General features: G+C 70.9%; 22 protein-coding genes. 11 read left to right on the forward strand and 11 right to left on the reverse strand.

The genetic code is table 11. The features are described 5' to 3' along the window. The first annotated feature begins 6 nt into the window (after positions 1-6). Complete coding sequence (locus tag ACQ0O7_RS21795; protein ID WP_430783974.1) at positions 7-1,044, forward strand: LPXTG cell wall anchor domain-containing protein; 1,038 nt, start codon at positions 7-9, stop codon at positions 1,042-1,044. A gap of 95 nt (positions 1,045-1,139) precedes the next feature. After that, a complete protein-coding gene (locus ACQ0O7_RS21800) occupies positions 1,140-2,399 on the forward strand; it encodes an LPXTG cell wall anchor domain-containing protein (RefSeq protein WP_430783975.1) in 1,260 nt (419 codons plus the stop codon). A 9-nt stretch (positions 2,400-2,408) separates the two neighbouring features. Here ACQ0O7_RS21800 and ACQ0O7_RS21805 read toward each other — a convergent pair whose 3' ends face one another. From ACQ0O7_RS21805 to ACQ0O7_RS21815, 3 genes are read right to left on the reverse strand one after another with little or no spacing between them, the layout of a single operon-like run. After that, the gene (locus tag ACQ0O7_RS21805) at positions 2,409-2,741 is read right to left on the reverse strand and encodes a DUF952 domain-containing protein (RefSeq protein ID WP_430783976.1); all 333 of its coding nucleotides are present in this window, start codon (positions 2,739-2,741) and stop codon (positions 2,409-2,411) included. Beyond that, positions 2,738-4,912: an ATP-dependent DNA helicase RecG gene (recG, locus tag ACQ0O7_RS21810; protein WP_430783977.1), complete on the reverse strand. Its 2,175-nt coding sequence runs from the start codon at positions 4,910-4,912 to the stop codon at positions 2,738-2,740. The genes ACQ0O7_RS21805 and recG overlap by 4 nt, the downstream gene beginning before the upstream one ends. Then, positions 4,909-6,495: a DAK2 domain-containing protein gene (locus tag ACQ0O7_RS21815; RefSeq protein WP_430783978.1), complete on the reverse strand. Its 1,587-nt coding sequence runs from the start codon at positions 6,493-6,495 to the stop codon at positions 4,909-4,911. Before ACQ0O7_RS21815 ends, recG begins: the two co-directional genes overlap by 4 nt. Positions 6,496-6,657: 162 nt before the next feature. Between ACQ0O7_RS21815 and rpmB the strand changes: the two genes are divergently transcribed. Next, positions 6,658-6,849: a 50S ribosomal protein L28 gene (gene rpmB, locus ACQ0O7_RS21820; protein WP_026207002.1), complete on the forward strand. Its 192-nt coding sequence runs from the start codon at positions 6,658-6,660 to the stop codon at positions 6,847-6,849. A gap of 506 nt (positions 6,850-7,355) precedes the next feature. After that, the gene (locus tag ACQ0O7_RS21825) at positions 7,356-8,258 is read left to right on the forward strand and encodes a DUF559 domain-containing protein (protein WP_430783979.1); all 903 of its coding nucleotides are present in this window, start codon (positions 7,356-7,358) and stop codon (positions 8,256-8,258) included. Positions 8,259-9,364: 1,106 nt separating this feature from the next. On the opposite strand, the gene ACQ0O7_RS21830 is transcribed toward ACQ0O7_RS21825, so the two are convergent. Together ACQ0O7_RS21830 and ACQ0O7_RS21835 are read right to left on the reverse strand one after the other, a co-directional pair. Next, positions 9,365-9,823: a GNAT family N-acetyltransferase gene (locus ACQ0O7_RS21830; protein WP_430783980.1), complete on the reverse strand. Its 459-nt coding sequence runs from the start codon at positions 9,821-9,823 to the stop codon at positions 9,365-9,367. A gap of 28 nt (positions 9,824-9,851) precedes the next feature. After that, on the reverse strand, positions 9,852-10,790 hold the full coding sequence (locus ACQ0O7_RS21835) for a thiamine-phosphate kinase (protein ID WP_430783981.1): 939 nt from the start codon (positions 10,788-10,790) through the stop codon (positions 9,852-9,854). A 96-nt stretch (positions 10,791-10,886) separates the two neighbouring features. Between ACQ0O7_RS21835 and ACQ0O7_RS21840 the strand changes: the two genes are divergently transcribed. Together ACQ0O7_RS21840 and ACQ0O7_RS21845 are read left to right on the forward strand one after the other, a co-directional pair. After that, positions 10,887-11,120: an Lrp/AsnC ligand binding domain-containing protein gene (locus ACQ0O7_RS21840; RefSeq protein WP_014447186.1), complete on the forward strand. Its 234-nt coding sequence runs from the start codon at positions 10,887-10,889 to the stop codon at positions 11,118-11,120. A gap of 1 nt (position 11,121) precedes the next feature. Continuing rightward, positions 11,122-11,748, forward strand: coding sequence for a DUF3515 domain-containing protein (locus ACQ0O7_RS21845; protein ID WP_430783982.1), 627 nt, complete (start codon positions 11,122-11,124; stop codon positions 11,746-11,748). A gap of 3 nt (positions 11,749-11,751) precedes the next feature. Here ACQ0O7_RS21845 and ACQ0O7_RS21850 read toward each other — a convergent pair whose 3' ends face one another. Beyond that, entirely contained in the window at positions 11,752-12,846 is a 1,095-nt protein-coding gene (locus tag ACQ0O7_RS21850; protein WP_430784024.1) for a D-alanine--D-alanine ligase family protein, read from the reverse strand. Positions 12,847-12,966: 120 nt separating this feature from the next. Between ACQ0O7_RS21850 and ACQ0O7_RS21855 the strand changes: the two genes are divergently transcribed. After that, positions 12,967-13,413 carry a hypothetical protein gene (locus ACQ0O7_RS21855; protein ID WP_430783983.1) on the forward strand — a complete coding sequence of 149 codons (447 nt, stop codon included), beginning with the start codon at positions 12,967-12,969 and terminating at the stop codon, positions 13,411-13,413. A gap of 131 nt (positions 13,414-13,544) precedes the next feature. On the opposite strand, the gene ACQ0O7_RS21860 is transcribed toward ACQ0O7_RS21855, so the two are convergent. The 4 genes from ACQ0O7_RS21860 to ACQ0O7_RS21875 all read right to left on the reverse strand — a co-directional run bounded on the left by ACQ0O7_RS21860 (position 13,545) and on the right by ACQ0O7_RS21875 (position 16,886). Next, positions 13,545-13,910, reverse strand: coding sequence for a hypothetical protein (locus ACQ0O7_RS21860; protein WP_430783984.1), 366 nt, complete (start codon positions 13,908-13,910; stop codon positions 13,545-13,547). Between the two features lie 148 nt (positions 13,911-14,058). Further along, a complete protein-coding gene (locus ACQ0O7_RS21865; protein WP_430783985.1) occupies positions 14,059-15,159 on the reverse strand; it encodes a cystathionine gamma-lyase in 1,101 nt (366 codons plus the stop codon). A 12-nt stretch (positions 15,160-15,171) separates the two neighbouring features. Next, positions 15,172-16,164, reverse strand: coding sequence for an NAD(P)H-dependent glycerol-3-phosphate dehydrogenase (locus ACQ0O7_RS21870; protein ID WP_430783986.1), 993 nt, complete (start codon positions 16,162-16,164; stop codon positions 15,172-15,174). Further along, a complete protein-coding gene (locus ACQ0O7_RS21875) occupies positions 16,161-16,886 on the reverse strand; it encodes a lysophospholipid acyltransferase family protein (RefSeq protein WP_430783987.1) in 726 nt (241 codons plus the stop codon). Before ACQ0O7_RS21875 ends, ACQ0O7_RS21870 begins: the two co-directional genes overlap by 4 nt. A 126-nt stretch (positions 16,887-17,012) precedes the next feature. Between ACQ0O7_RS21875 and cofC the strand changes: the two genes are divergently transcribed. The 4 genes from cofC to ACQ0O7_RS21895 are packed head-to-tail and all read left to right on the forward strand — an operon-like array spanning position 17,013 to position 21,148. Further along, on the forward strand, positions 17,013-17,651 hold the full coding sequence (gene cofC, locus ACQ0O7_RS21880) for a 2-phospho-L-lactate guanylyltransferase (RefSeq protein WP_430783988.1): 639 nt from the start codon (positions 17,013-17,015) through the stop codon (positions 17,649-17,651). Between the two features lie 29 nt (positions 17,652-17,680). Next, entirely contained in the window at positions 17,681-17,878 is a 198-nt protein-coding gene (locus tag ACQ0O7_RS21885) for a cold-shock protein (protein ID WP_430783989.1), read from the forward strand. Between the two features lie 55 nt (positions 17,879-17,933). Next, positions 17,934-20,273, forward strand: coding sequence for an RNA degradosome polyphosphate kinase (locus ACQ0O7_RS21890; protein ID WP_430783990.1), 2,340 nt, complete (start codon positions 17,934-17,936; stop codon positions 20,271-20,273). 5 nt (positions 20,274-20,278) lie between these two features. Continuing rightward, on the forward strand, positions 20,279-21,148 hold the full coding sequence (locus ACQ0O7_RS21895; protein ID WP_430783991.1) for an NUDIX domain-containing protein: 870 nt from the start codon (positions 20,279-20,281) through the stop codon (positions 21,146-21,148). Here ACQ0O7_RS21895 and ACQ0O7_RS21900 read toward each other — a convergent pair. Beyond that, positions 21,105-21,539: a hypothetical protein gene (locus ACQ0O7_RS21900; RefSeq protein ID WP_430783992.1), complete on the reverse strand. Its 435-nt coding sequence runs from the start codon at positions 21,537-21,539 to the stop codon at positions 21,105-21,107. The genes ACQ0O7_RS21895 and ACQ0O7_RS21900 overlap by 44 nt on opposite strands. Between the last annotated feature and the right edge of the window lie 60 nt (positions 21,540-21,599).

Raw genomic sequence — 21,599 nt, forward strand, 5'->3', positions numbered from 1 at the left:
GATGGCGTGAACGTGTCCAAGTCCCCGCTCCGTCGGGCGACCGCCCTGGTCGCCGGCTCACTGATCGGCATGGCGGGCGCGGTGGCCTTCGCCTCCCCCGCCCTGGCCCACCACAGCGAAATCTCAGGCTCGGCGAAGTGCCTCGACGGCGAGTGGGTCGTCGACTGGAGGGTCAACGCCGTCGGTAGCGGCGAGGCCGGCCAGAAGTTCACGTTCACCCAGGTCGCGCTGACCCCGGCCGGAACCACGATCGACAACCCGAACATCGCCACCGGCATCGAGCTGCCGGCCGGCGTGCCGCTCACCGGCAAGCAGCGGATCCCCGCCACCACCACCGAGCGGTGGGCCACGCTCACGGTCGCCTCCGAGTGGACCTCCAAGTGGGGCAAGGTCACCGAGAAGTACCCGGTCACCGAGCGGGTCCGGCTCAGGGGCAAGTGCACGCCGCCCACCAACCCCAGCCCCAGCCCGAGTGCCAGCAGCGCCTCACCCTCCCCGAGCGTGAGCAGCCCGGCCCCGAGCAGCCCGGCACCCAGCAGCCCCGCTCCGAGCAGCCCGGCGCCGAGCAGCCCGGCACCCAGCAGCCCGGCCCCGAGCGGCAGCGCGACCCCGCCGGTCGGCATCCCGGAGGACGTTCCGGCTGAGCCGATCATCGACGAGACCTGCGACACGATCACGATCGGCGTCGACAACTCCAACAACGACGTTCCGTTCACCATCGACTACAAGACCAGCAAGGGCGAGGAGCGCACGCTGGTCGTCGAGCCCGGCAAGAAGGGCTCCGAGACCTTCAGCGCCACCGAGGGCTTCACCGTCGACGTGACCTTCACCGTCGAGTACGAGGGCGAGACCTACACCGAGTCCGGGACCGTCGAGTTCCAGAAGGACGAGAACTGCACCGGCGGCGGTGGCGGCGGCGAGGGTGAGCTCCCGCTGACCGGCGCGGCCGCGGGTGGCGTCGCCGGCGGTGCCGCGGCTCTGCTCGCCATCGGTGGCGGCCTCTTCTTCCTGGCCCGTCGCCGCAAGGTGAAGTTCACCGCCTGATCAAGGCGCAGCACCACCTGTCATAGGCACCAAACCGGGGGCATGTCGATCGCAGGTCGGCGTGCCCCCGCCCTTTCCCCTCATCCGGAGAAAAAATGAAGAACCCCCTCCGCGTACGCCACGTCGTGGCCGCGCTGGCCGGTGCCCTGCTCGGGCTGACGGCTCTCACCAACCCCGCGGGCGCCACCGGCGGCAACCACGGCGGTTCGAAGGGCAAGCTGTTCACCCACACCTTCACGATCAAAGACGGCGTAGCGACCGCCACCATCACCCCGAAGCGGGACGTGAAGGCTGAAAAGGTCACCCTGGTGTCCTACTTCGCGCCGAAGCCGAACTTCGCCGTGCCGCAGTACGTCTTCGAGAGCAAGACCGGCGTCCTGGAGAAGAAGAACGGCACCGTCGAGCTTCAGGTCAACGTCCCGGACTGCAACACCCAGGTGGACCTGTTCTTCGGTGGTGAGGATGACGTTCTCAACCCGCTGGACGGCAACAAGCGCTACGGCGACAAGAAGCTGGGTGAGAAGACCGGCCTGGGCGGCCGCTCCGAGGGCCCGGCGGGCTTCTTCAACGGTGGCAAGCAGGACTGTGTGCAGCCGGCCGTCCAGCCCGTCGCCCTGTGTGACGGCACCGTCGACCTCCAGCTGAGCAACAACGGCGCGCTGAGCAAGTTCGACGTCACGTTCCGGGTGACCGCCAACGGCATCGACAAGACCGTCAAGGTCCCGGCCGGCCAGGGCGAGACCGTGAAGATCCCGGCCGGCGCCGGCACCATCAAGGTGACCGAGCCGCGCATGAAGGAGTTCACCTACACCTGGAGCCGTCCGGAGACCTGTGTGCCGGTCGCCGTGGGCCAGAACGACTGCACCACCGTCACCGTCACGGTGACCAACCCGGAGGGCAACACCCCGGCCAAGTCCGAGGTCACCTACGGCACCGAGACCAAGACCGTCACCGTCGCCCCGGGCACCTCGGAGCCGGTGACCTTCCCCGCCGGTGAGGCCACCACGGCCACCGTCTCCTACCCGGAGATCACCGGCACCGAGCCGGTGACCGTGCCGGTCGAGAAGGCCGACTGCCCGTCGCCCAGCCCGTCGAACACGCCGTCCGAGGAGCCCCCGGCCAGCCCGTCGGCCTCCCCGTCGGCTCCGGCCTCGGAGAGCCCCTCGGCGTCCGCCTCGACCAGCACCAGCCCGGTCGCGACCACGCCGGTCGCCGGTGAGGGTGGCGGCGACGGTGAGCTGCCGCTGACCGGTTCCGCCGCGGCCAGCGTCGCCGGTGGTGCCTTCCTCCTGCTCGTCGCGGGTGGCGTGTTCTTCTTCCTGGCCCGCCGCCGGAAGATCAACTTCACCGCCTGATGAGTACGCCTAACCGATAGGCGCGAACGAACCGTCCGGGCGCGGTGGATAGTCGGAAACGGCTACCACCGCGCCCGTCGGCATCTCGCCGTAGATGTGCGGGAACTGGCGGCCGTCCGGCTCCGGCGGGACCCCGTCCTCCCAGACCACCGGCAGATCCCGGTCGTCGATCTCCAACAGCACCAGGTCGGTACGGCCGCGGAACCGCAGAGTCGCCGGAACGTGCACCCAGTCGCGCGCCGAACAGTGGATGAACCCGTCGGTGGCCAGGGTGTCCCCGTCGTACGACCCGGTCTCGATCGCCTTGGCCCACGCCTCGCGCGGGCAGATGTGGTAGATCAACCCTTCTCCAGATACTCAGCCCGGTCCTCGTCCACCAGGGCCGCGACCGAAGCCGCCAGCGCCGGATAGCGCGAGAGATCCGGGTCGTCGCCGACCAGCTCGGACGCCTCCGCCCGAGCCTCCTTGATCAGTTTCTCGTCCTTGAGCAGCGACAACAGCCGCAGATGCGAGTGCTTGCCGGACTGCGACGCGCCCAGCACGTCACCCTCCCGGCGCTGCTCCAGGTCGATCTCGGACAGTTTGAACCCGTCGGTGGTCGAAGCCACCGCGTCCAGCCGCTCCCGGGCCGGCGAGCCCTCCTGCGCCTCGGTGTGCAGCAGGCAGATGCCCGGCGCCGCGCCCCGGCCCACCCGGCCACGCAACTGGTGCAACTGGGACACCCCGAACCGGTCGGCGTCCAGGATCAGCATCACCGTCGAGTTCGGCACGTCCACGCCCACCTCGATCACCGTGGTCGCCACCAGCACGTCCACCTCACCGGCGGCGAACCGGCGCATCACCGCGTCCTTGTCCTCCGGGGGCATCTTGCCGTGCAGCATCTCGATCCGCAGGCCCTTGAGATAGTCGTCGCGCAGCAGCGGCAGCACCTCGGTCACCGCCAGCGGCGGACGGCGCTCCGGCTCCCCGTCCTTCGGCGGCGTCTCCTCGTCCTCCCCGATCCGGGGGCACACCACGTACGCCTGATGGCCGGCCTTGACCTCCTCCTTGATCCGCACCCAGGCGCGATCCAGATAGGCCGGTTTGTCCAGCGCCGGAACCACGTGCGAGGCGATCGGCGAACGGCCCCGCGGCAGCTGCGACAACACCGACGTCTCCAGGTCGCCGTAGACGGTCATCGCCACCGTCCGCGGAATCGGCGTCGCCGTCATCACCAGCACGTGCGGCGGCCGCTCCGCCTTCGCCCGCAGCGCGTCCCGCTGCTCGACACCGAACCGGTGCTGCTCGTCCACCACCACCAGGCCCAGATCGCGGAAGTCGACACCCTCGTACAGCAAGGCGTGTGTCCCCACCACGATGCCGGCGGTCCCGTCGGCGACCTCGGCCAGCGCCGCACGCCGGGCCTTCGCCCCCAGCGAGCCGGTCACCAGGGCCAGCCGAGTGCCGTCCGGATCGCCGTCCAGCTCACCGGCCCGGCCCAGCGCCCCCAGTTGGGCGCTGATGCCCCGGAAGTGCTGCGTCGCCAGCACCTCGGTGGGCGCCAGCAACGCCGCCTGCCCTCCCGCGTCCACCACCTGCAGCATCGCCCGCACCGACACCAGCGTCTTGCCGGACCCCACCTCGCCCTGCAGCAGCCGGTGCATCGGATGCGGCCGGGCCAGATCCGCCGCGATCTCCTCACCCACCTGCCGCTGACCGTCGGTCAACTCGTACGGCAGCGCCGCGTCGAACCGGGCGAGCAACCCGGCGTCCGCGCGCGGCCGGGCGGTCCCGGGCGCCGCGGCCGCCCGCGCCCGGCGTTGCACCAGCGTCAGCTGTACGGCGAACGCCTCGTCCCACTTCAGCCGGTGTTTCGCCGCGAAGAGCGCGCCCTCCGAGCTGGGCCGGTGGATCTCCCGCAACGCGGTCCCGATCCCGCCCAGCTTCCGTTTCGCCCGCACCTCGGCCGGCATCGGATCGTCAGGTGGCTCGAACGTGTCCAGCAGCGTGCGCACACACTTGGCGATCACCCAGGTCGGCACCGCCTGCGCCGCCGGATACACCGGGATCAGCGCACCCGCGAACTCCTCGATCTCGGCGGCCGCGTCATCCCTGGTCGCATCCGCGTCGAGCAGCTGATAGGCCGGGCCGTTCAACTGCCGCTTACCCCGGAACTCGGTCACCTTGCCGGCGAACAACCCCCAGACACCCTTGCGCAACTCCCGCTCACGCCACGCCTGGTTGAAGAACGTGCAACTCAACGTGGCGCCCGAACCATCACCGATGGTGATCTCCAGCATGTTGCCGCGGCGCTGGCGCATCGGTTTCACACTCATCCCCTGCACCTGCGCCAACACGGTGACCTGCTCATCCACCTCCAGACTGCGCAGATCGGTGTGCTCGCCGCGCTCGTCGTACCGCCGCGGGAAGTGATAGATCAGGTCACCCGCCGTGTGCAGATCCAGATGCTCCGCCAACGCCTTGGCGGTCTTCGCTCCCAGCACCTTCGTCAACGGGGTGTCGGTCGTGGTCATTCGACTCCTGCCAGCAGGTGGTAACGGGGCTGACCGCCCGCGTAACACTGCAACTCGATGAACGGCCAGGTGCGGTGCACATGGCCGCGCAGCTCCTCCTCGAAACCCGGCGGGGCGTCCGCGCCCAGCACCAGCGTCACCAGCTCGCCGCCACCGCCCAGCATCCGGTCCAGCAACAGCCGGCTCACCTCGGCCAGATCACCGCCGATCACGTGCACCTCGCCGTCCACCAGACCCAGCAGGTCACCGGCACGGCACTGGCCGGCCACCGTGAACGCGTCCCGCTGAGCGGTACAGACCTCGCCGTACCGGCAGGCCCCGGCCGACTCCGCCATCGCGATCACGTCGTCGGCGAACGGGCGCTGCTCGTCCCGCACCGCCAGCGCGGCCAGCGCCTGCACCGGAGAACGCGTCGGGACCACACTCACCCGCAGCCCCTCCCGCGTCGCCTCCTTGGCCGCCTCCTTCGCCACCGCGTGCGTGTTCGGATCGTTCGGCAGCAACACCACCGACCGCGCGCCGGTCGCCGCCACCGCCGCCAGCATCTCCGCCGTCGACGGATTCCGGTCCACCACCACGGCGCCCTCCGCCTCGAACAACGCCGTCAGCCCGTCACCGGCGGCGGCCACCACGGCACCCCGGCGGTCACCCCCCGGCCCGCGATCGGTCAGCGGCACCACACTGATCCGGTACGGCCGGCCGGCCGCCACCCCCGCCTCGATCGCCGGGCCGATCTCCGCCACGTGCACATGAACGTTCCACGTCGGGGGATCACCCTCGCCCGTCCCCACCACCACCAGCGAATCGCCGATCTCGGCCAGCGCCGCGCGCAGACCGTCCACGGCGGGCTCGGTGGCGTCCAGGAGGTACTGCACCTCATAGCCCAGCGGCGTCTCACCACGACGCCGGTCCCCGCCCACCCGCCGCTCCCCGACATGGTGGTGACGCTCCCGGCGCACCGGCCGCTCGCCCTCGCCGTCGACCGCCTCCACCAGCGCGTCCAGCAGCAGACAGAGCCCACGGCCACCGGCATCCACCACCCCCGCCCGGGCCAGCACCTCCAACTGCTGCGGAGTCCGGGCCAGCGCCTCCGCGGCCGCCCGCGCCGCCTCCCGCGCCACCACCACCAGACTGTCCGAACCGATCCGCCCCGCCGCCTCGGCAGCCGCCGCCACCACCGACAGCACCGTGCCCTCCACCGGGCGGGCCACCGCCGCGTACGCCGCATCCGTCGCCGTGCGCAACGCGCGGGCCAGCTCACCCCCGCGCACCGCCACCGCCGCCGCGAACGAGTCGGCCATCCCCCGCAGGATCTGCGAGACGATCACCCCGGAGTTGCCACGCGCCCCCAGCAACGCCCCCCGGGCCATCCGGCGCATCGGGACACCCGGCCCCGGCTCCCCCGTCGTGGCCGCCAGCGCCTCCCGCGCCGCGGTCAGGGTCAGCACCAGATTGGTGCCGGTGTCGCCGTCCGGAACCGGGTAGACGTTCAGCTCGTCGATCTCCCGCTGATGGGCCCGCAGCGCCTCGAGACCACCGTCACACCAGCGGTGTACGGCGGCGGCATCGAGGGTCTCCAGCACGCGAAAATCGTACTAACCACCCCCGACAAACGCCGGGTCCCGCACCCTGACCGGGGGCGATTGGCTGTAGGCCCCGGGGATCGGGTAACCTTGCCGGGTTGCCTGGGTGAGACTGTTTTGCCCTGGGCGCCTTCAGTTTCGTATCAAACCCAGGAGTATCCCGTGGCTAGCGTGTGCGACGTCTGTGGCAAGGGACCGGGCTTCGGCCACAACGTGTCCCACTCGCACCGGCGGACCAACCGCCGCTGGAACCCGAACATCCAGTCGGTGCGCACCCCGGCCGGTGGCGGGACCACCAAGAAGCTCAAGGTCTGCACCTCGTGCATCAAGGCGGGCAAGGTCGTCCGCGCCTGACCTGGCCTTCTGAGGCTTTTCGAGCAGCCGCCGTACCTTCGGGTCCGGCGGCTGTTCGTCATTCCCGCCCTCCACCCCCGCTGCCACCATCCGCCGGTCGCCCCCTCTTCGGGTGACAACCTGGCTCAGGTCTGCCGGCCGCCCGGCGTCAAACCCGCCCTGGACATGCCGGGCGCCTCGCCGTGGATCACCCTGCCCGCCGGCCTGTCTGCCCGCTTCGCTCTCCGGCCGGCGCACTTCGCGGACGGCTCTACGCTGAACGCTCATCTTGCCGCCCGCCTTGGCCCTCCGCCCACCTTGGCCCTCCGCCCGCCTTCGCCGTCCGCCCACCTTGCCGCGCCGACCGCCGGGCGACTCGGCCACCTTGACGGCCTTGCCCACCTTGTCTGCGGTCCACCCTGTGGACAGCGACACTTATCCACAGGGCGCCGGGAAACCGGTCGCCTCGCCGCGGGTATCTCGGCAGCATCGTTCCGGTGGCCCCCTCCGACGCTGACTCCCCTCTGATGGAACTGGCGACCGCGCAAGCCGGCATCCTCACCCGGCGCCAGGCGTTGTGCCATCTGACCGCTCGCACCGTCGAGCGCAAGCTGTCCTCCGGCCGGTGGCGATCGGCTCATCAGGGCGTCTACGTCACCCACACCGGCCCGATCGAACACCCGGCCCGCCGATGGATCGCCGTCCTCGCCACCCGCGGTCTGCTCGGAGGGCTCTCCGCGCTGGAGACGCTCGGCTTCCGGGGCCCCCGAGATCACCGAGGCCCTCGGGAGTCACCCGGCAACCGGATCGACATCCTTCTCCCAGCTCATCGAAAACCGGACAATCCACCACCCGGTGTCGTCGTTCACCGGACCACGACCCTTCCGGACAGTGACCTTCACCTGATGGGACGGCCACCCGGCACCATGCCGGCCCGATCACTCGTCGACGCGGCCCAGTGGGCTTCGTCCGACCGGCGGGCCTGGGCGGTCATCGCCGCCGGATTCCAGCAGCGGCTGGTGTCCGCCGACGACATCCAGCCGGTCCTGGCGAGGATGCGGCGGGCCCGCCGGCACGCCCTGATCACCGAGGCGGTCACCTGGTCGGCGGGAGGCGTCCATTCGACAGCCGAGGCCGACTTCCTCCATCTGTGCCGGCGAGCCCGCCTCCCCACACCCGTCCTCCAGAGAGAGCGACGCGGCGGTCGAGGCCGGACCAACTACTTGGACGCCTATTTCGAGGATCACGCCCTACACGTGGAGATCGACGGCGGCCATCACACCGACGTCGAGCAATGGTGGGCCGACATGAGCCGACAGAACGAGCTGTGGATCCCCGGCGATCGGGTACTCCGCTTCCCCGCCTGGGCCCTACACCACCGCCCCGACGAGGTCATTGCCCAGTTGAGAGCAGCCCTCGCACACCACTGACGCCTCGTACCACCAGAAGGTTCGCACCAAGAATCACCGAAGATCTCCACTGAGAGAACAGTCGGCAACCCCGCGGAACTGGTGGATTCACCACCAGAAAGGTCTTGTTCCTAGCTTCCGACTCGCTCACAACCGCCCTCTCGCCCCACCAGCCGCGATCTTGGAGGGTTTACCACCGATTGAGCTCAAGTTTCGAGTCGTTGTCTTGGCCGCCGGCCCGCCAGCGTCAATTCCCCGCGCGTGTGGCCGTCTTTCCGGCCCCACGCTGGCCGATCTTGGCGGATTTACCACCGGATTGAGTCCTGTTCTCGACCGCCTGATCACTTCCGGTCAAGCCCTCGAGCGAGCGACCCGCTCAGCAGAAATCTTGGAGGATTTACCACCGGAAACAGTGGCAAATCCGCCAAGATCAACCTGGGTGGGGTTGGAAGGCGGACACTCGCGCTAGGAATCGACCGCGATCGGGCCAGCAGCTGAGAAGAGGGCTCAAAACGGTGGTAAATCCGCCAAGATCGTCCAGGGTGGGGCGGGAAGGCGGACGCTCGCACGGGGGAATTGACCGCGGACGGGCCAGCAAACCAGAGGAAGACTCCAAACGGCAGTAAACTCGCAAAGATAGCCTTAAATAGCATATCTTCGCGACGCAAATCGGCAAAACGACCAATTTGAACGGCCGAGTGGGCAAAGGTCGCCCCGGACGGGCAGGCCTGTGCAGAAGACCGGGCGCGAGCGGGCCAGTGGTGGAGAGAAGGACTCAAACGGCGGAGGATCGACCAAGATCACGAGGGCGTGAGGCCGACCCCGCCGACGCTGAATGCGGATGCGGATGCGGATACGAGACACCGGATGCCGGATGCGAACGCCCGATGCCCGACACGGGTACGAGACACCGGATGCGAGACACCCGACGCGGATGCGAGACACCGGATGCAAGACACCCGACGCGGATGCGAGACACCGGATGCGAGACGCCCGACGCGGATGCGAGACACCGGATGCGAGACAGCCGACGCCCGACGCGGATGCGAGACGCATGGCGCTGGGTGGGGATGCCGGATGCGAGACGCCCCGACGCCGGGTGGGGGATGCGGGACGAGCGGGCGCTGTTAGAGGGGCTTGGCGTAGGAGAGGACGCCCTCGTGGCCCGCGTAGTAGCCGAAGTCGGTGATCCGGGTGTAGCCGGCTGACTCGTACAGGGCGATCGCCTCTGGCTGTTTGTCTCCGGTCTCCAGGATCAGGCGCCGGCAGCCGGCCGAGCGCGCCGAGTCCTCGACGGCCGCGAGCATGCGGCGGGCCAGGCCACGGCCCCGGGCGGCCGGCGTGGTGAACATCCGCTTGAGTTCGGCGTCGTCGCCGTGGCGGCGCCAACCGGCGCTGGCGATCAGCGTGTCGCCGTCGACGGCCACCAGGAAGTCGCCGTGGGGCGGGAGGAAGTCGCTCGCCGCCAGTGGGGTGTCGTCACCGGTGCCGCCGTAGCGTTCGGAGAGGTCGCGCATGTTCTCGGCACGGAGCAGCTGGACCGCCGGTTCGTCGTACCCCACGGATTTGATCTTGATGTCCTGCACGTGGCAAGACTACGAGGCGGAGGCGATGTCAGCGGAAGTGGTCCCAGCCCAGGCCGCCGGTCCACGGTTTGCCGTCGACGGTGACGCCGCCGGCATCCTGGACGACGCCGATCGGGCGCCACTCGGGCGGGAGTGTCACGTCGGGTGGGAAGGTCGCCGCCAGCGGGTGGTCGTCGCCGCCGGAGAGCAGCCACAGGTACGGGTCGACGCCGAGGGCGTTGGCCGCGTCGCGCATCTGGGCGGGCAGGTCGAAGGCGTCCCGCCGGACGTCGATGCCGACCCGGCTGGCGGTGGCGATGTGGCCGATGTCCTGGAGAAGGCCGTCCGAGACGTCGATCATCGCGGTGGCGCCGAGGCGGGCGGCTTGCGGGCCCGCATCGTACGGCACGGACGGGCGGCGGTAGGCGTCGACGAGTAGTTTCGGCGTACGGAATCCGCGGGAGAGAACGGTGAGCCCGGCGGCCGCGTGACCGATCCGCCCGCAGAGAGCCACGACGTCCCCGGGTCGTGCGCCGTCGCGGCGGACCGGGTCGGCGCCGCGCAGGTCGCCGAGGGCGGTGACGGCGATGGTGAGGGTGGGGCTGGCGGAGGTGTCGCCGCCGACGACGGAGGCGCCGACCAGGCCGGCTTCGGCGCTGAGGCCGTCGGCGAGTCCTTCGGCCCAGCCGATGTCGAGCCCGGTGGGCACGCAGAGGGCGACGAGCAGGGCGGTGGGGACGGCGCCCATGGCGGCGATGTCGGCGAGGTTGGCGGCGGCGGCCCGGTGCCCGATGTCCTCGGGGCCGCACCAGTCGCGCCGGAAGTGCCGGCCTTCGACGAGGACGTCGGTGGAGGCGACCACCCGCCGGTCGGTGGCGCGGATGACGGCGGCGTCGTCGCCGGGGCCGATCAGGGTGGCCTCTCCCTGGCCCAGCCGGGAGACGATTCGGCCGATCAGCCCGAATTCACCGGCCTCTGCGATGCTCACGTCCAAGCCCTTCGATGGTGGCGACCCGCTGCCGGGCCGCTTCGTACGGTAGTTTCACGACCAGGGATCACCGGCGGTGGCGGATTGGAGTCGATCGTGGTCCAGGCATACATCCTCATTCAAACGGAGGTCGGTAAGGCCCGTGACGTGGCCGCCGCGATCGAGAAGATACCGGGGGTGGTGCGGGTCGACGCGGTGACCGGGCCGTACGACGTGGTGGTGTTGACCGAGGCGCACACCGTGGACGAGCTGGGCGGCCTGATTGTGAGCAAGGTCCAGTACGTACCGGGCATCACGCGGACGCTGACCTGCTCCGTGGTAAACCTCTGACATGGTGGACACCGACGCCCCGAAGACCGTACCGACGGAAGACCGGACGAAGCGGATCGCCGCGCTGTGGGCGACCGCGGTGGCGGTGCCGGTGACGGTCCTGGTAGGCGTCCTGGCCTTTGCCACCATAAATCCCGACAAGTCGGATGAAACATCGGCTGCCCCGGTCAGCATCCCCAGCTCCCCGGTGGTGATGGACGCGCCCGAACTGGACGAGCGCGCCTCCACCGTCTGCCTGGCGGTCACCTCGCAGCTCCCGGCCGCGATCCGCGATCTGCCGGGCCGTCCGGTGAGCGCCGGCCCGGAGCAGAACGCGGCGTACGGCGAGCCCGCGATCACGGTGTCCTGTGGTGTCCCGCAGCCGGAGACCTGCAAGGTGCCGAACGACTCGACCCCGGGCTGTGTCCCGATGGACACCGAGCTCCTGATCATGAACAACGTCTGCTGGTACGCCGCCCCCGGCTCCGGCACGTCCACCATCACCACGATGGACCGTGAGGTCGCGGTGCGGGTGACCGTGCCGGGGTCCTACGAGAACCCGGCGCAGTGGGCCAACGAGTTCTCCGACACGATCGTGAAGACGGTCAAGTCGAAGGAGATCGGCACCATGCCGTCCGGGTGTGAGTGATCCTCAGTGCAGGCCGGTGCCGCGCTGCACGGCGGTGCGGATCAGCCGGTCCACCACCTTCGGGTACTCCAGTCCGGTGGCCGCCCACATCTGCGGGAACATCGAGGTCGGGGTCATTCCCGGCATCGTGTTGATCTCGTTGAGGTAGATCTCGCCGGCCTCGGTGACGAAGAAGTCGACACGGGCCAGTCCGGCGCAGTCGAGGGCGGTGAAGGTGCGCAGGGCGTACTCCCGGACCTGCTTCGACAGGGTGTCGGAGAGGCCGGCCGGAATCGTGTACCGGCTGCCTACCAGGTACTTCGTCTCAAAGTCGTACCAGTCCGCGTCGTCCATGTGGATCTCGGCGAGCAGCGACGCCTCGGGCGCTCCGCCGTTCTCCCCCTCCAGCACGCCGCACTCGATCTCCCGGCCCACGATGCCGGCCTCGACCAGCACCTTCGGGTCGATCTCGCGGGCGGTGGCGATGGCCGCGTCCAGGTCGGCCCAATCGGTGACCTTGGTGATGCCGGTGGACGATCCGGCCCGGGACGGCTTGACGAAGACCGGCAGGCCGAGCCGCTCCTTGTCGGCCTCGGACAGTGAGGTGCCGGCGCGGAGCACCGCGTACGGCCCGACCGGGATGCCCTCGGCGGCCGCGAGCTTCTTGGTGAACTCCTTGTCCATGGCCGCCGCGGAGGCGAACACGTTGGCCCCCACGTACGGAATCCCGGCCATCTCCAGCATCCCCTGGATGGTGCCGTCCTCGCCGTAGGCGCCGTGCAGCACCGGGAACACCACGTCCACACCGGCCAGCTCGGACATGCCCTCGGCCGGGTCGCGCACGATCAACTCGGTGGCGGTGGGGTCGGCGGCGAGCACCACGGCGTTGCCGGAGGCTGCGGTGATCTCCGGCAGGGTCCGCTCGCTGATGGCGAGGGTGGAGGAGTCGGCCGAGGTCAGTACCCAGCGCCCCGCCCGGGTGATTCCGACGGGCACGACCTCGTACTGATCCGGGTCCAGGGCACCCAGGATCGCACCGGCGCTGACGCAGGAAATGGCGTGCTCAGTGCTGCGACCGCCGAACACGATCGCGACGCGGGTCTTGCGGGGGGAGGTCACTCTTCTCTGCGCCTTCCAGCTAGCGGTCATGCCGGGGGTGACCCTACTCTGCGTAAGCCAAATATGGGATTCGTGGCGGCGACCATAACCGATGTGCAAGGCAGGGAGGACGAAGCGTCAATGGCTCCAGCACTCCACGTGATCGCCGGCCCGGGACCAGGGCAGTTGGCGACGATGGCGCATCCGGCGGACGAGCCCTGGTCTCCGCCGGAACTGGTCGCTCTGGCCCGGGCCGGCGTGCAGGTGCTGGTGTCGTGCGCGGCGCCCGGACCGGACACCGCGGGCATCGAGGTGGTGACCTTCCCGGCGCGGGCCCGGTCGGCGCAGGAGGCCCCGCAGGAGGCGAACCAGGTGGTGGCACTGGCGATCCGGCTGGCCCGGGAGGTCCGCGCCGGACGGTTCGTGGTGACCCAGTCGGCCGCCGACAACGGCCGGTCCACCCTGCTGGCCACGATGACCCTGGCGCTGCTGGGCATCCGGCCGGGCGAGGCGCTGCGCCGCACCGGCGATCCGGATGCCGACATCGCCCCGGACTGGTTGCACGATTTCGTGGCCACGCACGGCTGATTCAAAGATCAAATTCACGATCCGCACGTACGCTCCGGGACGCCCCCGCCGAATCCAGGACGTCCCGTCCCGTCCCGGCGACGTGGGCGGCCCACCGGACCGCTACGCCGCCGCCGGGTGATGAGCGGTGGTCACCGTTCGGTGGTGAACGTCTGCGGCAGCGCTCCCGAGTCCCACAACGAGTCCAGATGGGCGAGGAACCCGGTGAGGCTGCGCTCCAGCTCACGCCGTTCCGTCACGCTCAGGGTGGCCAGCGGGTCGGAGAAGATCAGCCCTTCCGGGTGCCGGGCCCGGGTCCCGACGAACTTGTCGCAGCCCCCGCACCACACATAGCTGACCAGGGTGGGCCGCTTGGCGTTCGCCGGCGTGGTGAAGTAGGCCCGCAGCCGCCGCCGTCCGCAGGCCGGGCAGTCCCGCTCCCCCGGGTCGGCGAAGAAGCTCTCGCCCTGGGTGAGCGCCGCCACCTGCTCCCCGTCGAAGCTGCTCCACGCGGTCATGCCGACACCGGAGCACGGCGGAGGTGCCGGCATGCGGAAGCCGGATCGCGGCGGAGGTGCCGGCATGCGGAGGTCGGATCGCGGCGGAGGTGCCGGCATGCGGAAGCCGGATCGCGGCGGAGGCGCCGGCATGCGGAGGTCGGCTCGCTCATGCCGCGTCCAGCGCCGCGGTGACGTCGGCGATCAGGTCGGCGGTGTCCTCGATCCCGCAGGAGAACCGGACGAACCCCGGCGAGGTGTCGTCACCCCACTGGGCCCGCCGGTCCGCGGTGGTGTGCACACCACCGAACGAGGTGGCCGCGAACACCAGCGAGGCCGCCTCCAGGAACCGGCCCACCCGCTCGGCGGTGCCCAGGTCGAACGAGACGATCCCGGGGATCCGGCGCATCTGCGCGGACGCCACCGCGTACGACGGGTCGGACGGCAGCCCCGGCCAGCGCACCCCGGTCACGTCCGGCCGGGACAGCAGCAGCTCGGCGACCGCCGCCGCGTTCGCGGTCTGCCGGGCCAGCCGCAGGTCCAGGGTGGCGATGGACCGGTGTGCCAGCCACGCGTCGAACGCCCCCGGCACCGCGCCGGTCTGCTTGCGCCACGTCTCGACCCGGGCCAGCACCTCCGGGTCGCTCGCCGACACGTACCCGAGAAGGACGTCGGAGTGCCCGGTCAGCGCCTTGGTCCCGGACGCCACCACCAGGTCGGCGCCGAGGGCGAGCGGGTTCTGCCCGAGCGGGGTGGGTGTGGTGTTGTCCACCGCGACGAGTGCCCCGGCCGCGTGCGCCAGCGCGGACACCGCCCGCACGTCGCACACGTCCAGGCCGGGGTTGGCCGGGGTCTCCAGCAGCACCAGGCGGACCCCGGTGAGGTCCGGGTACGGTCCGGCGGTGGGCACCAGGACGGTGGTCACGCCGAGGTCCTTCAGGAAGCCGTCGGCGAACGCCCGTACGGTGAAATATCCGTCCGCGGGGATCGCCACCGTGTCGCCGGACCGCAGCACCGCGAGCAGCAGCGCGGTGATCGCCGCCTGCCCGCTGGAGAAGACCAGGGTGGGGCCGCCCTCCAGGGCGCCGATCGCCGCCTCCAGGCGCTGCCGGGTGGGGTGCTCGGTGCGCGCGTACCCGTTCTCGCCCGGCCCGGTGACCGGGTCCAGGTGGTAGGGCGCGGCGAACACCGGCCCCGGCAGGAACGGCTCGCCGACCTCGGGTGCGGGCAGGCCGGCGTGCACCGACCGGGTGCCGTCGGAGTAGCTCATGATGCGTACCTCTTACTCGGGTTTCATGTCCCGTGTCATCAACAGCTTGACCGCGACCCGCGGGTCCACCCCTTCGTGGCACACGCGCTCGACCTGCTCGACGATCGGCATCTCGACACCGTTCGCGCGGGCCAGGTCGCGGATGGACAGGCAGCTCTTGACCCCTTCGGCGGTCTGCCGGGTGGCGATCTGCGCCTGTTCCAGGGACTCGCCGCGGCCCAGGTGCTCACCGAAGGTGCGGTTGCGGGCCAGCGGCGACGAGCAGGAGGCGACCAGGTCGCCGAGACCGGCCAGGCCGGCGAAGGTGAGCGGGTCGGCACCGAGTGCCACGCCCAGGCGGGCGGTCTCGGCCAGCCCGCGGGTGATCAGCGAGGCCCGGGTGTTGTCGCCGAGGCCCAGGGCGACGGCCATCCCGTACGCCAGGGCGATCACGTTCTTGCAGGCCCCGCCGAGCTCGCAGCCGATCACGTCGTCGCTGGTGTAGGGCCGGAACCAGGGTGTGGCGAGCGCGTGCTGGACCTGCTTGGCGCGGGCCTCGTCGGAGCACGCCACCACCGTGGTGGTGGGTTGCTCGGCGGCGATCTCCGGGGCCAGGTTGGGGCCGGAGACGACCACCACCCGGTCCGGGGCGACACCCGCGGTCTCGACGATCACCTCGCTCATCCGTTTGAGGGTGCCGAGTTCGATGCCCTTCATCAGGGAGACGATGGTGGCGTCGGCGGGGAAGAGCCCGGCCCAGTCGGCGAGGTTGCCGCGCAGCGTCTGGGACGGGACGGCGATCGCGATCAGTTCGGCCCCGTCGACCGCCTCGGCCAGATCGGTGGTGCCGGTGACGCTCTCCGCCAGGCGTACACCGGGAAGTGATCCCTCGTTGCCGTGCCGCTCGCGGATCTCGGTGGCGACCGCCTCCCGCCGCGCCCACATGGTCACGTCCGACCCGGCGTCGCCGAGCACCTTGGCGAACGCGGTGCCCCAGGCTCCGGAACCGATGACGGACGCCCTCATGGCGCTTCCTCCGAGGTAATGGCCCGGTGTACGGGCCGGTCGTAGAGCGGCGGCGGTTCGCCGTCGCGGATCTCGCTCAACAGGTCCCGGACGTCCAGCATGATCGCCTCGGTCATCTCGTCGAGCACCTCACGGGTCGGCGCGGCGCCGGCCCAGCGGCTCAGGTCGACCGGCCGCCCGGTGGTCACCGTCACGTCGGTGCGGCGCAGTCTCAGCCGGTTGGTACGCGGGTCGAAGATCGCCTGGGCTCCCCAGTTGGCGATCGGCACCACCGGCGCCCCGGTGAGCAGTGCCAGCCGGGCCGCGCCGGTCTTGCCGTGCATCGGCCACAGGTCGGGGCTGCGGGTGGTGGTGCCCTCCGGGTAGACCACCACGGCACCGCCCTCACGCAGCGCGGTGACCAGGGTGTCCAGCGACTTCACCGCCTCCACACTGCCGCGTTCGACCGGGATCTGCCGGGTCTTGATCAGCAGGAAGCCGATGATCGGGACCTTCCACACGCTGGATTTGCCGAGGAACCTCGGCCACCGGCCGGAACGGTAGATGTAGTGCGCGACCACCAGCGGGTCGAAGTGCGACACGTGGTTGGGGACCAGGATCACCGGTCCGGTGGCCGGGATGTCGTCCATCCGCAGCCAGGTCCGCCGGGTCAGGAGGGTGGTGACCGGGACCACCAGCATCACCGCGACGCGCTGCCATAAGCCGAGCCTGAGCTTTGCCACGACGCCTCCCCTTGTTCACCTGCGACGAAATCATGCCCTCTCACCCCGCACGGGACCAGCTAGGGGTCTCGTGAATCACGGAAGCCGGGGCCCCGGCTTCCCGGATCACTCAGGCAGGATGGTCGGGTGCGTGAGTGGACGGCGATCATTCCGGTGAAGCGGCTCGGGGCGGCGAAGACGCGGTTGCGCGGCGCCGTGCCCGCCGACCGTCATCCGGAGCTGGCCCTGGCGATGGTGCGGGACACCGCGGCCGCGGTGCTGGCCGCCGGAGCGGTGTCCGGGCTGCTGGTGGTGACCGACGACCCGCAGGTCGGCGGGGCGGTGCGGGAGCTGGGCGCCCGGGTGGTGCCGGATCCGGGTGGCGGGCTGAACGCGGCGATGCGGTTCGGCGCGGACGAGGCGGCCGGCCTGTCCGCGCACCGGGTGGTGCTCGCCGGTGACCTGCCGGCGCTGCGCCCGGAGGAGCTGGACGACGTGCTGGCCCGGGTGACCGGCCGTGCTTTCGTGCCGGACGCCGCCGGGATCGGCACGGTGCTGCTGGCCGCCCCGGCCGGCCGGCCGCTCGATCCGCGGTTCGGCGGGCCGTCGGCGGCGGCGCACGCCGGCTCCGGCGCGGTGGCTCTGGGCGGTGGCTGGCCGGGTCTGCGGCAGGATGTGGACACCGCCGCCGACCTCGACGCGGTCCTCACGCTGGGTGCCGGGTGGCGGACCTGTGGCCTGTTGCGTGACCTCGGGTTGGCCCCGGAGTGTGCCCCGGCCGCGTGACGCCCGCGACACCGGTAGCGTGATCTGTCATGCAGGGCACGATCGCGACTTTCGACCCGGAAACCCGCAGCGGTTCGCTGCTGCTCGATGACGGCACCCCGCTCACCTTCGGCGCCGACGCCTTCAACCGCTCCGGCCTGCGGCTTCTCCGGCTGGGCCAGCGGGTGACGGTCGAGTCGGACGGGACTGGTGTGGTTTGGCGGGTGGTAATTCCCGGAGTGGCTTGATGTGATCATCCGGTAGTTCGTTTCACGTTTCTCCGGAAACGGCGATGATGGACGCATGCAGACTCCGCCCCGGACCCCCGAGCCCCGCCGGCGCGGCCCCAACGGCCGCTTCCTTCCCAGGCCGGAGCTTCCGGAAGACAGTTCGGACCGGGCGGAGGAGGTGCTGGCGCAGCCGATCGAGGCGCTGCCCGCGCCGGAAGAGCCGGTGCTGACCGAGCGTGAGGCCTTCGAGGTCACGGCCGGTGAGATGGTGGCCGGCCTGGCCGATGCCGACTCCGATGACGACGATGATGACGACGACGAGGACGAGGGCGACACCGGGCCCGGCTATCTGATGCCGGAGGACCGGTTCTTCAACCGGGAGCTGTCCTGGCTCGACTTCAACGCGCGGGTGCTGGCCCTGGCCGAGGACCCGGGCACCCCGCTGCTGGAGCGGGCCAAATTCCTGGCGATCTTCGCGAGCAACCTGGACGAGTTCTACATGGTCCGGGTGGCCGGGCTGAAGCGGCGGCTGAGCGCCGGCCTGCCGATGCGTGGCGGCGACCGGTCCCCGCTGCGCCACCAGATCGAGATGATCACCGAGCGGACCACCGACCTGGTCACCCGGCACGCGGCCTGCTTCTCCGACGAGGTGCGGCCGAAACTGGCGGCGGAGAGCATCGAACTGGTGTCGTGGAAGGAGCTGAACGCCGCCGAGCAGGGCCGGCTGCGCACCTTCTTCCGGGAGCAGGTGTTCCCGGTGCTGACCCCGCTCGCGGTGGACCCGGCACACCCTTTCCCGTACATCTCCAGCCGTTCGCTGAACCTCGCGGTCGCCCTGCGCTACCCCGGTGACGACTCGCCGGAGCTGTTCGCCCGGGTCAAGGTGCCGAACAACGTGCCCCGCTTCGTGACCGTGCAGAACGACAGCCGCGGGGTGCGGTTCCTGCCGGTCGAGGAGCTGATCGCGGTCCACCTGAGCCAGCTCTTCCCGGGCATGCAGATCCTGGAGTGGCACCTGTTCCGGGTGACCCGCAACGCCGAGCTGGAGGTCGACGAGGACCGCGACGAGGACCTGCTGCAGGCCCTGGAGCGGGAGCTGGCGCAGCGCCGGTTCGGCCCGCCGGTGCGCCTGGAGGTGGCCGCCTCGATCAGCGACCACGTGCTCGACCTGCTGGTCCGCGAGCTCGACATGGACAGTCAGGACGTGCTCCGGGTGCCCGGCCTGCTCGACCTGTCGGCACTCTGGCAGGTCTTCGGCGAGTGTGACCGCGACGATCTGAAGGACCGCCCGTTCGTCCCGGCCACCCACACCCACCTGGCCGACGGCGAGGTGCCGCGCAGCGTCTTCAACCGGCTGCGCGAGTCGGACATCCTGGTGCACCACCCGTACCACTCGTTCTCCACCAGCGTGCAGCGGTTCATCGAGCAGGCCGCCGCCGACCCCAACGTGCTGGCGATCAAGCAGACGCTGTACCGGACGTCGGGTGACTCGCCGATCGTGGACGCGCTGGTCGACGCGGCGGCGGCCGGCAAGCAGGTGGTGGTGCTGGTCGAGGTGAAGGCCCGGTTCGACGAGGTGGCCAACATCGCCTGGGCGCGGACCCTGGAGCGGGCCGGCTGCCACGTGGTCTACGGCCTGGTCGGTCTCAAGACCCACTGCAAGACCTCCCTGGTGGTACGCCAGGAGGGCAACCAGATCCGGCGCTACTGCCACATCGGGACCGGCAACTACCACCCGAAGACGGCGCGGCTCTACGAGGACTTCGGCATGCTGACCGCCGACCCCGAGGTGGGGGCCGACGTCACCGACCTGTTCAACGTCCTGACCGGATACAGCCGGCAGACCACGTACCGCCGGTTGCTGGTGGCGCCGCACGGCGTCCGCAAGGGTCTGCTGGAACGGGTCGACGAGCAGGCCCGGATCGCCCGCGAGGGCGGCGAGGCGCTGGTCCAGTTCAAGGTGAACTCGCTGGTCGACGAGAAGACCATCGACGCGCTGTACCGGGCCTCGCAGGACGGCGTCAAGGTGGACCTGATCATCCGCGGGATGTGCGCGCTGCGCCCCGGTGTGCCCGGCCTGTCGGAGAACATCCGGGTCCGCTCGATCGTCGGCCGGTTCCTGGAGCACTCCCGGGTGTTCCGGTTCGGTCCCGGCCCGGACGCGGAGTACTGGATGGGCTCCGCCGACCTGATGCACCGCAACCTGGACCGGCGGGTGGAGGCACTCGTCAAGGTGACCCTGACGTCGGCCCGCGAGGAGCTGCGGCACGTGCTGGAGCTGTCCATGGGTGACCACACCGAGGGCTGGGATCTGGACGGCGACGGCATCTGGCACCGTAACCAGGGCAACCCCGGCCGCCCACAGGTCCACCTGCAGGCGGCCATGCTCCGGCGGATCATTGGGAAAAAGTGACGAGTGTGGAACGCGCGGCCGGCGGGCTTCTCCTCCGCCGGTCCGGTGAGCGGGCCGAGGTGTGCCTGGTGCACCGGCCCCGATACGACGACTGGAGCCTGCCCAAGGGCAAGCTCCGCAGGGACGAGGAGCCGCTGCTCGCGGCGGTGCGGGAGGTCGAGGAGGAGACCGGGTTCGCCGGGATCCCCCTGCAGCGGCTGCCCGACTGCGACTACACGCTGCCGGACGGCCGGCCGAAGTCGGTGGCGTACTGGCTGATGGCGGTCGCCGGCGACGGCCCGGTGCGGGACACCGCCGAGGTCGACGAGCGGGTGTGGCTGCCGGTGGACGAGGCGGTGGCCCGGTTGACGTACGACGATGAGCGGGCCGTCCTGACGGAGGCCGCGTCGCAGCCCCCGGTGACCGCGACGATCGCGCTGGTCCGGCACGCCCGTGCCGGGGAGCGGAAGAAGTGGGCCGGCCGGGACGAGCTGCGGCCGATCGATCCGGTCGGCGCGAAGCAGGCGGACCGGTTCGCCGCGCTGCTCACCCCGCTGCGGCCGCGCCGGCTGGTGGCCGGCACCCCGCTGCGCTGCACGCAGACCCTGGAGCCGCTGGCAGCCGCGATCGGCGACCGGTCGATCGTCAGTGACGGCGCGTTCGCCGAGCCGGAGGATCCGGAGCAGGTGCCGGCCCGGGTGGCGGCGGCGCTGGCCCGGCTGGCCGAGCTGCGCTCCCGGGAGCGGGTGGTGGTGTGCAGTCAGGGCAAGCTGATGCCGCACCTGCTGGCGGCACTGCACGGGGTGGACGATCATCACCCGTTCAAGACGCCGAAGGGCGAGGGCTGGCTGCTCACCTGGTCCGGCGACCGGCTGCTGGGCGCGTCCCGGCTGTGACCGGCCGGCGGACCGGCGGATCGGCCCGCCAGTATCCGACGTGGTCTCCGGTGAGCCAGCGGGCCCGCCACGACTCGTCGGGGCGGGGTTCCCAATCCCGGAACGGCAGCAGTGCCAGCCGCCAGGCGAGGATCCCGGCCAGATACCAGCCGTAGACCGGCACCGCGCCGAGCCAGCCGTCGATCCGCCGGTAGGAGCCCCACGGCGCGGCCCACGCCACCGCCAGCCCGGACCATCCGCAGGTGATCAGCCAGTCCAGCACCGGCCATCCGGAGGCGCGTTCGGCCAGATCGCCGAGGGTCCATCCGGGCACCACCGCGATCGCGAACAGGATCGCGGCGAGGGTGGCCCGGGTGGTCAGGCCCCGTGGCGCGGGCGGTCGTCGCTGCATGCCCGGACGGTAGGCGGTGGCGGGTGGGCCGCGCCGGAACACGTGAGGGGCGGGCCCCCG

This window comes from Actinoplanes sp. G11-F43 (assembly GCF_050589265.1).
Taxonomy (GTDB): Bacteria; Actinomycetota; Actinomycetes; order Mycobacteriales; family Micromonosporaceae; genus Actinoplanes.